Annotated in this window: 12 protein-coding genes; 7 read left to right on the forward strand and 5 right to left on the reverse strand. The window is 73.3% G+C overall.

The annotated features are described in order from the left end of the window. On the forward strand, positions 1-882 hold the full coding sequence (locus JQT67_RS03995; protein ID WP_208063621.1) for an alpha/beta fold hydrolase: 882 nt from the start codon (positions 1-3) through the stop codon (positions 880-882). A gap of 13 nt (positions 883-895) precedes the next feature. Here the strand turns inward: JQT67_RS03995 and JQT67_RS04000 are convergent, their stop codons facing one another. From JQT67_RS04000 to JQT67_RS04015, 4 genes are all read right to left on the reverse strand, one after another. Further along, on the reverse strand, positions 896-1,306 hold the full coding sequence (locus JQT67_RS04000; RefSeq protein ID WP_208063622.1) for a VOC family protein: 411 nt from the start codon (positions 1,304-1,306) through the stop codon (positions 896-898). Beyond that, positions 1,303-1,758, reverse strand: a complete 456-nt coding sequence (locus JQT67_RS04005) for a helix-turn-helix transcriptional regulator (protein ID WP_208063623.1) — start codon at positions 1,756-1,758, stop codon at positions 1,303-1,305. The genes JQT67_RS04000 and JQT67_RS04005 overlap by 4 nt, the downstream gene beginning before the upstream one ends. A gap of 8 nt (positions 1,759-1,766) precedes the next feature. Next, positions 1,767-2,414: a three-helix bundle dimerization domain-containing protein gene (locus tag JQT67_RS04010; protein ID WP_208063624.1), complete on the reverse strand. Its 648-nt coding sequence runs from the start codon at positions 2,412-2,414 to the stop codon at positions 1,767-1,769. 85 nt (positions 2,415-2,499) lie between these two features. Next, complete coding sequence (locus JQT67_RS04015) at positions 2,500-3,933, reverse strand: XRE family transcriptional regulator (RefSeq protein ID WP_208063625.1); 1,434 nt, start codon at positions 3,931-3,933, stop codon at positions 2,500-2,502. Positions 3,934-4,178: 245 nt separating this feature from the next. On the opposite strand from JQT67_RS04015, the gene JQT67_RS04020 reads away from it, so the two are divergent. The 6 genes from JQT67_RS04020 (at position 4,179) to JQT67_RS04045 (ending at position 11,261) form a co-directional block, all read left to right on the forward strand. Continuing rightward, positions 4,179-6,050, forward strand: a complete 1,872-nt coding sequence (locus tag JQT67_RS04020) for a phosphoenolpyruvate carboxykinase (GTP) (RefSeq protein WP_208063626.1) — start codon at positions 4,179-4,181, stop codon at positions 6,048-6,050. A 206-nt stretch (positions 6,051-6,256) separates the two neighbouring features. Further along, positions 6,257-6,880 carry an FMN-binding negative transcriptional regulator gene (locus tag JQT67_RS04025; protein WP_208063627.1) on the forward strand — a complete coding sequence of 208 codons (624 nt, stop codon included), beginning with the start codon at positions 6,257-6,259 and terminating at the stop codon, positions 6,878-6,880. Between the two features lie 75 nt (positions 6,881-6,955). After that, entirely contained in the window at positions 6,956-7,468 is a 513-nt protein-coding gene (locus JQT67_RS04030; protein ID WP_307864202.1) for a sigma-70 family RNA polymerase sigma factor, read from the forward strand. Then, positions 7,465-8,166, forward strand: coding sequence for a hypothetical protein (locus tag JQT67_RS04035; protein ID WP_208063629.1), 702 nt, complete (start codon positions 7,465-7,467; stop codon positions 8,164-8,166). Before JQT67_RS04030 ends, JQT67_RS04035 begins: the two co-directional genes overlap by 4 nt. Before the next feature lie 104 nt (positions 8,167-8,270). Next, entirely contained in the window at positions 8,271-10,346 is a 2,076-nt protein-coding gene (locus JQT67_RS13620; protein WP_208063630.1) for a TPM domain-containing protein, read from the forward strand. Between the two features lie 120 nt (positions 10,347-10,466). Continuing rightward, positions 10,467-11,261 carry a PspA/IM30 family protein gene (locus JQT67_RS04045; protein WP_021011102.1) on the forward strand — a complete coding sequence of 265 codons (795 nt, stop codon included), beginning with the start codon at positions 10,467-10,469 and terminating at the stop codon, positions 11,259-11,261. A 106-nt stretch (positions 11,262-11,367) separates the two neighbouring features. On the opposite strand, the gene JQT67_RS04050 is transcribed toward JQT67_RS04045, so the two are convergent. Continuing rightward, the gene (locus JQT67_RS04050) at positions 11,368-12,576 is read right to left on the reverse strand and encodes a glycosyltransferase (RefSeq protein ID WP_208063631.1); all 1,209 of its coding nucleotides are present in this window, start codon (positions 12,574-12,576) and stop codon (positions 11,368-11,370) included. Positions 12,577-12,619 lie beyond the last annotated feature (43 nt).

Genomic DNA, 12,619 nt, shown 5'->3' on the forward strand with positions numbered 1-12,619 from the left:
ATGGCGCGAGAATCGCGATCGGTCGACGGAGGCCGGTTCCTCGACCTGCCGGGCTTGCGGATGCACGTGGTCGAGGCGGGCTCCGGCACCCCGGTCGTGCTCGTGCACGGGTTCCCGCAGAGCTCGCGCGAGTGGGCGCGCGTCATGCCGCTCATCGAGCCGCACGCGCGGGCGATCGCGCCCGACCTGCGCGGCGCCGGCCGGAGCGAGGCGCCCGACAGCCCCTACCGGCTCGACACGATGTGCGGCGACCTCGTCGAGCTGCTCGACGCCCTCGGGATCGAGCAGGCAGTCGTGGTCGGGCACGACATCGGGGCGCTCGGCGCGCTCGCGCTCGCGATGGAGCACCCCGAGCGCGTCTCGCACCTCGTCGTGCTCTCGGTCCCGCCGATGTACGTGAAGCTCTCGCCCGCGCTGCTGCGCTCGGTGCGCCACCTCTGGTTCCAGTACGCGCTCGCGGTGCCGGGCCTCGGCGAGCGCCTCCTCGGCGGCGGCGAGCAGCGGCTGCCGCACTGGCTCTTCTCGACGTTCGCCGTCCACGGCGGACCGACCGAGCGCGACCGTGAGGCGTACGTCGCGCGGCTGCGCGAGCCTGACCGGGCGCGCGCAGCCTCCCGCACCTACCGCCAGCTCGTCGTGCCCGAGTTCCTGCGCATCGTGCGCGGCGGCTACCGCGACCGGCTGCCGACGATGCCGACGCTCGTGCTCTTCGGTGCCGACGACCCGGTGGTGCCGCGATCCGCGCTCGAGGGCCTCGACCGCCTCGCGCCGAGCATGCGCGTCGACGAGGTGCCGGGCGCCGGCCACTGGGTGGTCGACGAGGCGCCGGCCGACGTCGCCCGCCGCATCCTCGAGTTCGCCGAGCTCGCGCCGACGGCGTGAGCTCGGGCTCGGCTCAACCGGCCGACTGCTCGATCCGCACGAGGTTGCCGGCGGGGTCGCGCAGCGCGATGTCGCGCACGCCCCAGAACTGATCGGTCGGCTCCTGCACGATCTCGACGCCGTCGTGCGCGGCGGCCCGGTCGAAGACGCCCTCGAGGTCGCTCGTCCGCAGGTTGACGCTGCCGAGCTCGCCCTTCGCGAGCAGGGCGGCGACCGCTTCGCCGTCCTGCTCGGAGCGGCCCGCGCGCGGGTGGCTCAGGACGAGCTGGATGTCGGGCTGCGACTCGGGCGAGAGGGTCACCCAGCGGTAGCCCTCGTTCTCGACCTCGCTCGTGACCGTCATCCCGAGCACGTCGCGGTAGAACCCGACCGCCGCATCCGGGTCGTCGACGATCACGTGCACTGCGCTGATGGAGATGCTCATGCGCTCGAGGCTAGGGCCGGCATCGCGCGCCGCGCTTCTCGGAACCTGCTCGACGGGTCGCCCTTCCGCGGCCGGGTCAGCACCATCGCGAGGCAGCCCGGCATGCCCTCGAGCGCCTCGTGCTCGCGCGCGCGGTAGGCGCTCGGCGTCTCGCCCATGAGCTTCGTGAAGCTCGCCGAGAACGAGCCGAGGCTCGAGCACCCGACCTGCATGCACGCATCCGTCACCGACACGTCGCCCGTGCGCAGGAGCGCCGCCGCCCGCTCGATGCGGCGCGTCATGAGGTAGGCGTAGGGCGACTCGCCGTAGGCCTCGCGGAAGCGGCGGCTGAAGTGCGCTTGCGACATGAGCGCGGTGCGCGCGATCGCAGCGACGTCGAGCGGCTTCGCGAACTCGCGGTCCATGCGGTCGCGCGCGCGGCGCAGGCGCCCCAGCTCGTCGAGATCGGTCATGCGCTCGCTCACGACGGGAGCGCGCCGAGGAACTCGACCACTCGCCGGCGCACGCGGTCGCGGATGCGTCGCACCTCGTCGGTGCCGAGGCCCGCGGGGTCGTCGAAGTCCCACGCCTCGATGCGCTGGCCCGAGCGCAGGTCGAAGGGGTGCTCGATGAGCATCGTGATGATGACGTCGGCGGCGCGGGCGATGTCGTCGGTGACGGGCTTCGGGTAGCTCTCGGCGACCGGCACGCCGTCCTCCTCCATCACGTCGACGACCGTGCGGAGCACCTCGTCGGCGGGGTTGATGGCCGCCGAGAGCGCCTCGACCCGCCCGTCGCCGAGCGCGTTGAGGAAGGCGGCTGCCATCTGCGAGATGCCGTCGTTGCGGATCGACTCGACGAGCACGCGCACGGGCCGGCCCTCCGCGGTGCCGCCCTCCCCCGCGCCGTCGGCGACCTCGAGCGCACGCAGCCGGTCGGCGGCGAACTTGAGCGCGAGCGCCGGGAGGTGGGTGCGGGTGCGCGCCCCGCGCGCGAGCGTCGCGTGCGACTCGAAGACGATGCGCTCGATGAGGCGGGCGTCGAGCCGCGGATGCGCGTCGGCGAGGTACCGGGCGCCGCGGCGCAGGGTCTCGTCGGGCGAGTCGAGCCCGCCGGGTCGCTCGGTCATGTCGGCTCCTCCGGTCGACGTGGCTCCCTCAGGCTAGGCCTGCCGCGCGCCGCCGCTCAAGGCCCGCGCGCTGCCGCTCGGGCGGTCAGAGCGCGGGCGCGTGCCGCTCGAGGAACTCGTAGAGCTCGGCGTCGTCGACGCCCGGGTAGGTGCCCGACGGGAGCGGCGCGAGCGTGTGCTGGTGCATGCGCGCCGACGCCCACGAGCGGTGGCGCCACCGCTCCTGCAGACCGTCGCTCGGGCGGATGCAGCAGCGCTCGTCGGGGCACGTCGACACCTCGCGGAATGCGGTCTGCGCGCCGCGGAAGTACTTCGCGTCGTCGAAGCGCACGCCGAAGGAGATGGAGAACTCGCCGTCGGTGCCCGAGCCGGTCTGCGTCGAGCACCAGAAGGTGCCGTTCGGCGTGTCGGTGTACTGGTAGAACTCGGTCGTCCGGCTCGTGCGCTCGAACGCCGTGCGGGCCGCGAACTTGCGGCAGACGAGCTGCCCCTCGGCGTGGCCGGATGCGTCGACGGGCACGGGCAGGCCGTCGTTCTCGTAGACGCGCGAGAGCGAGCCGTCCTCCTGCACGCGCAGGAAGTGCACGCGCATGTCGAGGTCGGTCGTCGCGAGGTTCGTGAAGCGCATCGCGGCCGTCTCGTGCGTGACGCCGAACGCGTCGCGGAAGTCCTCGACCGCGAGGTTCCGCTCCTTCTTCGCCTTCCGCAGGTAGTCGACCGCGCGCGAGCGGGGCATGAGCGTCGCGGCGGCGAAGTAGTTGATCTCGAGCCGCTGCTGCAGGAACCGCTGGTAGTCCTGCGGCTCGTGGTGGCCGAGCAGCCGGTGGGCGAGCGCCTGCAGCGCCATCGAGCGCAGGCCGTGGCCGCCGGGGATCGACGCGGGCGGCAGGTAGATGCGGCCGTTCTCGAGGTCGGTGACCGAGCGCGTCGAGTGGGGCAGGTCGGTGACGTAGACGAGTTCGAAGCCGAGCCGCGCGGCGATCTCGCTCACCGTGCGGTGCGTGAGGCTCCCGCCCTCGTACCCGACGGCGCGCAGCTGTTCCTCGGCGAGCTCCTCGATCTCGGGGATCGAGTTGTTGCGCTCGCGCATCGTGTGGCGCAGCGCCGTCGCGTCGCGCCGAGCCTGCTCGGGCGTCGCGATCGCCTCCCGCGCGCGACGGTCGAGCTCGCGGTGCAGGCCAACGAGCGCGCCGAGCACGTCGTCGCCCATCGAGCGCGTCGGCCGCACGACCGGCAGCCCGAGCCGCTTGTAGCTCGCGCCCTCCTGCAGCCGCTGCAGGTCGAGCTCCATGCGGCTGCGCTCGCTCGGCGGCTCGGGGTCGAGCAGCTGGCCGGTCGAGACGCCGAGCGTCTCGGCGATCGCCTGCAGGTGGCTGAGCTTCGGCTCGCGGTGGCCGTTCTCGATGAGCGAGAGCTGGCTGCCGGCGAGGCCGATGCGCTCGCCGAGCGCGTCGAGCGTGAGCCCCGTCGCGGTGCGGAAGTGACGGATGCGGTGCCCCAGGACTGCTGCGTCGACCATGCACCCAGCATACGAAAGAAACGCGGAACCTTGCACCGCGGGTCGCGACACACGTCTGCCCGCGTGCTTCCAACGCATCCGTCGTCTACCGTGGGATGTGCGCACCGGCGCCCAGCCCCATGCCCCTCAGTCGTAGGCGCCGCGAGCCCGCCTGCGGCACTGAACGCTTGCCGCCTGTGAAGGAATCCGCGATCCTTTGCGCTCCGGTGCGTGCGCGCCGCGGGCGGAGCGGGTTGACTCGGAGCATGACGATCCTCCCTCCCGCGCCGTCCCGCTCCACCTTCAAGACCGTGAAGCCCGCATCGGTGAGCGCGCCCGACGGCGCCGACCCGGGCGTCGTCGCGTGGGTCGCATCGATCGCCGAGCTGCTCGAGCCGAAGGACGTCGTCTGGGCCGACGGCTCGCAGGAGGAGCTCCAGCGCCTCATCGACACGATGCTCGACGCGGGCACGATCGTGCCCGTGCCGAAGCGCCCGGGCAGCTACCTCGCGCGCTCGAACCCCGATGACGTCGCGCGCATGGAGGACCGCACCTTCATCTGCTCGGAGGACCGCGAGGACGCGGGCCCCACGAACAACTGGCGCGACCCCGAGTCGATGCGCCAGGTGCTCGGCGGCCTCTTCGACGGCGCGATGCGCGGCCGCACGATGTACGTCATCCCCTTCTCGATGGGCCCCGTCGGCGGCCCGATCTCGAAGCTCGGGATCGAGATCACCGACTCGCCGTACGTCGTCGCATCCATGCACTACATGACGCGCGTCGGCACCGAGGCGCTGCAGGCGATGCACGGCACCGACGACTGGGTGCCCGCGGTGCACTCGGTCGGCGCGCCGCTCGCCGAGGGCGAGGCCGACGTGCCGTGGCCGTGCAACCCGACGCGCTACATCTCGCACTTCCCCGAGACGCGCGAGATCTGGTCGTTCGGCTCCGCCTACGGCGGCAACGCGCTGCTCGCGAAGAAGTGCTTCGCGCTGCGCATCGCGAGCGTGCAGGCGCGCGACGAGGGCTGGCTCGCCGAGCACATGCTGCTGCTGCGCATGAAGCATGAGGACGGCCGCCAGCTGCACCTCGCGGGCGCCTTCCCCTCGGCGTGCGGCAAGACGAACCTCGCGATGCTGCAGCCGACGATCCCCGGCTGGACGGTCGAGACGCTCGGCGACGACATCGTCTGGATGCGTCCGGGCGACGACGGCCGGCTGTGGGCCATCAACCCCGAGAACGGCTTCTTCGGTGTCGCTCCCGGCACCTCCGAGAAGACCAACGCGACCGCGATGGCGATGATGACGCACGACACGATCTTCACGAACGTCGCGCTCACCGCCGACGGCGACGTGTGGTGGGAAGGCATGACGAAGGAGGCGCCCGAGGGCCTCATCGACTGGCAGGGCCGCCCCTACGACCCCGCCAACGGCCCCGCCGCGCACCCGAACGCGCGCTTCACCGTGCGCGCCGAGCAGGCGCCGTCGATCGCCCCCGACTGGGACGCGCCGCAGGGCGTGCCGATCGACGCGATCATCTTCGGCGGCCGCCGCCCCACGCAGGTGCCGCTCGTCATGCAGGCGCGCGACTGGGAGCACGGCGTCTACGTCGGCGCGACCGTCTCGAGCCAGCAGACCGCCGCGGCGGAGGGCCCGGTCGGCGAGATCCGCCGCGACCCGTTCGCGATGCTGCCCTTCTGCGGCTACAACATGGGCGACTACTTCACCCACTGGATCGACATGGGCCACCGCCTCGGCCGCCACGCGCCGAAGATCTTCTCGGTCAACTGGTTCCGCCGCGACGACGAGGGCGGCTTCCTGTGGCCGGGCTTCGGCGAGAACGCGCGCGTGCTCGAGTGGATCGCGGGCCGCGTCGCCGGCACCGCGGCGGGCGTCGACACGGCGATCGGCGTCATGCCCGCGGAGGGCGCGCTCAACCTCGAGGGGCTCGACATCGACGACGCGGTCGTCGACGAGCTGTTCGAGATCGACGCGAAGGCGTGGCTCGGCGAGCTCGTCGACGTCGAGGCGTTCTTCGGCCAGTTCGGCCGCGCGCTGCCGACCGGCCTCGTGCGCCAGCTCAACCACGTGCGGTGGCGCCTCGAGCACGTGCAGCAGGCGCAGCCCGTCGGCGTCTGACACGTCACTCGATCGCTCGCGCAGCGGCGCGGCCCCATGCCGGGGTCGCGCCGCTCGCGTCTTCGGTGAGCCGCGTCGCGGACCCCACTTCGGCGAGCGGACCCCAGATCTCGGGTCCGCCTGCCGATCTGGGGTCCGTGCCGGTTCGCGGCGCAGCCGGAAGCGGCGGGGCGCGCGCAGCGCGCTCCATGCGCCACGATGGGGGCGTGCAGCCCAACCCGCTCTACCGCATCGGCGACGCCGAGGTGCGCGACCTCCTCCGCCGCGCGCCGTGGATGCTGCTCGTGTCGCATCCCGCGAGCGGGCCCGTCGCATCCCCCTCCCCCGTGCTGCTCGACGAAGCGGCGCCCGACGGCGAGCTCGCGCTGCTCACGCACCTCGGGCGCGCCGACGCGCGGCTCCACGGGCTGCTCGAGCCCGGCCCGCACGAGATGCTCGTCGTCGCCCAGGGCGCGCACGGCTACGTGTCGCCCAGCTGGTACGTCGGCGCCGACGCCGGCCAGGTGCCGACGTGGAACTTCGAGATGGCATCGATGCGCTGCGACGTCGAGGTGCTCGACGCCGACGCGAACATGCGCACGCTCCAGCAGCTCGTCGAGCACTTCGAGCAGGCCTACGCGCCCGAGCGCGGCGTGCGGCTCGACATCGACGACGAGGACAACCGCGGCATGGCGATGGGCACGATCGGGCTGCGGCTCACGGTCCGCGAGCTCGACGCGAAGTCGAAGATGAGCCAGAACAAGAGCCCCGAGACGCGAGCGAGCGTGCTCGCGCACCTCGACGCATCCAACCCCCCGCTCGCGGCGCGCATGCGCGCGGCCGGAGCCTGACCCCAACGATCGACTGCGCTCGTTCGTCGACAGGGGTAGAGGGAGGATCGCGTGGCAGCCAGGTGGGAGCTGGTGGTGGCCGAGCTGGTCGCCGAGCGCGGCGATGCGCTCGTGCGGTACGCGACCCTCTTGAGCGGCGATAAGGAGGAGGCGCGCGACATGGTGCAGGACGCGCTCGCGGCGACGTTCGGTCGGCTGCGCAACGGCTTCGAGGTCGAGCAGGCCGAGGCCTACGTGCGGCGGGCGATCGCCAACCGCTTCCTCGACCGCGCGCGCCGCGGGCAGCGGTGGCGCCGCATCGCGCCGCTCGTCGGCGAGCGCGAGCGGCTCGACTCCGGCTCGACACTCACGGGCGAGCGGCTCGACATGGCCGCGCGGTTGCAGCGGCTCTCGCCGCGCGAGCGCGCGTGCATCGTGCTGCGCTACGACGAGGACCGCACCGTCGAGCAGATCGCGACCGAGCTCGGCATCTCGGCGGGCGCGGTCAAGCGGTACCTGTCGGATGCGCTGGCGAAGCTGCGCGGGATCCTCGAGCGCGAGCAGGGTCGCCTGCAGCGCGAGGAGCGGTCGCCGGGAGGGACGTCATGAGCGGCGAGGAGGAGCTGCGGCGCAGGCTGCAGGAGCTGCCCGGCCCTGCGAGCAGGCTCGACGTGGATGCGGTGGTCGAGCGGGCGCGGAGACGGCGGCGCCCGAAGGTCGCGGCCGTCACCGCGGCGGCGACCGGCGCGGGGGTGCTCATCGTCGCGCCGTTCGTCGTGCCAGGGCTTTCGCCGATGTCGCCGTCGAGCACGGTGATGTCGGATCAGGGGGCGGCGCAGGAGGCGGCGCCGGAGCAGGACTCGAGCGGCGGAGACGCGTCGGGTGCGACCGAAGCGGACGGGTCGGTCGCGCTCGCGTGCGCATACCCGGCGATCCGCGCCGAGACCGGCATCGAGGCGACGTTCACCGACGACCCTGCCGACGGCATCGCCGGTGTGGAACTGCTGCTGCCCGATGAGGCCGGCACGCTCGAGGTGCTCGGCGTCGGGATCGCGCAGGTCGCCGCCGACGACCCGCTCACGATCGTGGCGGCGCAGGACCTCTCGGTGCTCGAAGCGGCGGCGAACGCTGGCTCGACGACGCCCGGTTCCGAAGCCGGTAGCGTCACCCTTGCCGACGTGGTGCTCCCGGATGGGCCCCTCCTCGGCTGCGGCATCGACGCGGCGACCGCTCCGGCCCCGCTCCTGCTCATCGAGCTCGAGGGTCGACGCCTCGCGGTCGTCGGAGACGCGTACCCCGTTCGCTGAGAGCGGGCGCGCATGGGGGCCAGCCCCCGGGCTGACCGACACCTGCGCTGGTTAGACTCGCGAAGACGTCGGCATCGCAGGAGTGCCGAAGGCAGGGAGCGCAGATGCAGGTCCGGTTCGTTCGCCCGTTCGCCGTGGTCGCCCTCGGGGCGGCGACGTCGTTGGGGCTCTCCGCCGGAGCGCTCGCGACCGAGGACCCGGTCGACGTCGGCGGCGACCCCTTCGTCGACGAGACCGGCGACTACGCGGGCGACGACGCGGAGGTGACGGCGCACCTCGAGGAGGAGAACGCATCCTCGCCCGCCGACGTGTACGTCGTGGTGGTCGACTCGTTCGACGGCATCGAGCGCGGCGACTGGTCGGTGCAGTCGGCCGAGGCCTCGGGCCTCGGGCAGGACGACCTCCTCATCGCGATCGCGATGGACGACCAGCAGTGGGGCTACGCCTACCCCGACGGCTACCCGCTCTCGGAGGCCGAGGTCAACCAGCTCGCGCAGTCCGACCTGCTGCCCGCCCTCAACAACGGCGACGTCGCCGGCGCCGCGATGGGCTTCGGCACCGCGGTCGCGCAGTTCGACCCCTCGTCGGGCGGTGACGGCGGCACGCAGGTCAACGTCGACGGCTCCGCCGTGCTGCCCGTCGTCGCGCTCGTGGGCGGCGCCGCGGTCATCGGCGGCGGCGCGTGGCTCGTCTCGCGCGGCATGCGCTCGCGCAAGAAGAAGCAGGGCGAGATCGCCGCGAAGCAGCAGCAGCAGCTGAGCCTCGACGAGCTCAAGCAGCGCGCCGACATCGCGCTCGTGCAGCTCGACGACACCGTGCAGCAGAGCGAGCAGGAGCTCGCCTTCGCGGGCGCGCAGTTCGGCGAGGATGCGGTGCGTCCCTACCGCGAGGCGCTCGAGAAGGCGAAGGGCGGGCTGCGGGAGGCGTTCGCGCTGCAGCAGCAGCTCGACGACGCCTTCCCCGACACCGACCAGGAGCGGCACGAGTGGTCGAGCCGCATCCTGCAGATCGCCGAGGGCGCCGGCACCGAGCTCGCGAGCCACGCCGGTTCCTTCGAGCAGCTGCGCGATCTCGAGCGCAACGCCCCGCAGGTGCTCGAGGCGGTCGCGCAATCGCGCCAGGCGCTCGACGGCCGCATCGCCAACGCGCGCGCGATCCTCGACCGGCTCGACGACGTGCACTCCGGCTCGTCGATCGAGCCCGTGCGCGAGAACATCGCGGGCGCCGAGCGCCAGCTGCCCAACATCGACCAGTCGATCGCGGCAGGCCGCGAGGCCGTCGCCCGCGGCGACGGCGCGGCTGCGGCGCTCGCCGTGCACGCGGCCGAGGCCGCGCTCGCGCAATCGTCGGGGCTGCTCGCGGCCGTCGAGCGCGCCGAGCAGGACCTCGGCAACTCCGCGCAGCAGCTGCGCGGCCTCGTCGAGGACTCGATCGGCGACATCGCCGCGGCGAAGACGCTCCGCAGCACCGACCGCGTCGACCTCCGCCCCCTCATCGAGCACGTCGAGCAGCAGGTCGAGCTCGCCCAGCGCCGCCCGACCGACACGCTCGCGGTGCTCGCCAACCTGCAGCGCGCGAACCAGCGCCTCGACGAGGCGACCGCGCAGCTGCGGCAGGGCGGCGTGCAGCTCGAGCGGCAGCGCGCGAGCCTCGACCGCTGGATCGGCTCGGCGCGCGCGAACATCGACCGCGCGGAGGACTACATCCACACGCGCCGCATCGGCGTCGGCATGCACGCCCGGCAGCTGCTCGCGACCGCACAGCAGGAGCTCGCGCAAGCGCTGCGACTCGCGCAGCAGGATCCGGCGACGGCGATGCAGTACGCGCAGGCCGCGTCGCAGCACGCCGAGCAGGCGATGCAGGATGCGTCGCACGACATCGGCGGCTGGGGCGGCCGGGCGCAGAACCCGTACTACCGGGGCGGCGGCGGTCGCGGGCAGGACATGCTCACGGGCGGCCTGCTCGGCTACATCCTCGGCGACATGCTGAACGGCTCCGGCCACCACGGCGGCGGCTGGGGCGGCGGCGATGGCGGCGGGGGCGGAGGCCTCGGCGACCTCTTCTCCGGCGGCGGGGGCGGCTTCGGCGGCGGAGGCGGCGGCTTCTTCGGCGGCGGCTTCGGCGGCTTCTCCGGCGGAGGCGGCGGCTTCGGCGGCGGCGGGGGCGGCTTCGGGGACTGACCAGGCACCCGGGCGCGCTCACCGCCCGCGCGACCCGACCCATCCACTCATCACTTGCAGAGCATGACCAGACGACAATCGATCAGAGGCCGCCTCGGCGGCAGTGCAGGAAGGAACCCCATGTCCAAGCAGTCCATCCTCGGCCGCATCGCGCAGCTCGCGAAGGCCAACATCAACGCGCTCCTCGACCAGGCCGAGGACCCGCAGAAGATGCTCGACCAGATGGTGCGCGACTACACCAACTCGATCGCCGAGGCCGAGGCCGCCATCGCGCAGACGATCGGCAACCTGCGCCTGCAGGAGCAGGACTACCAGGAGGACGTGCGCGCCGCCGAGGACTGGGGCCGCAAGGCGCTCGCCGCCTCGCAGCGCGCCGACCAGCTGCGCGCCGAGGGCAAGCCCGATGCCGACAAGTTCGACAACCTCGCGAAGGTCGCGCTCGGCAAGCAGATGCAGTCGGAGCAGGAGGCGCGTGCCGCTGAGCCGTCGATCCGCTCGCAGAATGAGGTCGTCGACAAGCTCAAGACCGGCCTCGACACGATGAAGCAGAAGCTCGACCAGCTGAAGTCGAAGCGCTCCGAGCTCATCGCGCGCGCGAAGGTCGCCGAGGCGCAGTCGCAGGTGCACGACGCCGTCAAGTCGATCGACATCCTCGACCCCACGAGCGAGATCGGCCGCTTCGAGGACAAGATCCGCCGCGAGGAGGCGAAGGTCATGGGCCAGCAGGAGCTCGCCGCCTCGACCCTCGACGCGCAGTTCGAGGCGCTCGAGGACGTCGGCCGCCAGACCGAGATCGAGGCGCGCCTCGCCGCGCTCAAGCACGGCGGCTCGGCGAACCAGGGCCAGCTCGGGGCGGGCTCGAGCTCGACGCAGAGCGAGGGCGACCACGTCGAGGCCGAGGTCGTCGACCGCTGATCCCGGGCCTCCGGGCGCTCGATCGGAGGGGGTGGGCTGCGGCCCGCCCCCTCTTCGCGTGCGCCCGGGGCTTCGGGGTCGGGGCGGGCGGATGCGTCGGGTCGCGTCAGGCGCGCGCGCGGACCGCGGCGCGGTAGACCGTCTCGAGCTCGAGGGCGACGTCCTCCCAGTCGCGGCGGGTCGCGGCGCGACGGCCCGCGAGGCCGAGCTCGAGCGCGAGCTCGGTGTCGTCCAGGATCGCGTCGACCGCATCCGCCCACTCCTCAGGGTCGCGGCCGTCGATGAGCACGCCGGTCTCGCCGTCGACGACCGATTCGCACAGCCCGCCGACGCGCGCCGCGACGACGGGCGTGCCGCACGCGGCCGCCTCGAGCGGCACGAGCCCGAACGACTCCGAGCGGCTCGGCACGACGACGACGTCGGCGGCGTCGAGCAGCTGCGCGAGGGCGTCGCGCTCGAGGCTGCCGATGTGGCGCACGCGGCCCTCGACGCCCACCTCGCGCGCGATGTCGTGGAGCGACTCGAGGTAGCGCTCGTCGCCGGGCACCGCGTCGCCCGCGATGACGAGCACCGCGTCGTGCAGGTGCTCGAGCATGCGCACGGCGAGGTCCTGCCCCTTGAGCGGCTGCACGCGGCCGACGACCGCGATGAGGCCCTGCTCGGGCAGCACGCCGAGCCGGTTGCGCAGCTCGAGCCGCGCGGCGATGGGGCCAGGCTGGAAGCGCTGCGCGTCGACCGCCGGCGGCACGAGCCAGACGCGCTCGGCGCTCGCCCCGACCGCGTCGCACAGCACGTCGACCTCGGCGCGCGAGACGGCCGCGATCGCGTCGACCTGGCCGGCGAGGTAGCGCTCGGTGAGGAGCCGCCGCTCGGGCTCGGGCCGGTCGCCGTCGGCGACGCGGCGGTTCTTCTCGGCCGCGAGCGTGTGGAAGGTCTGCACGATCGGCATGCCGAGCGAGAGCGAGACCGGGAGCGCGGCGAGGCCCGAGAGCCAGTAGTGCGCGTGGATGACGTCGTAGGGCACGCTCGCGGTGAGCGCGGCGCGCTCGAGCTGCTCGCCGAACGCGTCGGCGAGGTTCGGGAGGTCGTGCTTGCGGACGATGCCGCCGCCCGTGTCGAGCGCTCGGAGGGTGACGCGCGGCGCGATCGTCTCGGCGTGATCGGCGCCCGCGGAGCGCGTGAAGAGGTCGACGTCGTTGCCGTGCGCCGCGAGCGCGAGGGCGCTCTCGAGCACGACGACGTTCATGCCGCCCGCGTCGCCCTTGCCCGGCCGGTCGGCGGGCGAGGTGTGCATCGACACCATCGCGATCTTCACGGCGTCGACCTGCGCGTGCCGCCGGGTCCCTCGCCGCGAGGGC

Origin of the sequence: Agrococcus sp. TF02-05, assembly GCF_017565345.1 — a bacterium.
Taxonomy (GTDB): Bacteria; Actinomycetota; Actinomycetes; order Actinomycetales; family Microbacteriaceae; genus Agrococcus; species Agrococcus pavilionensis.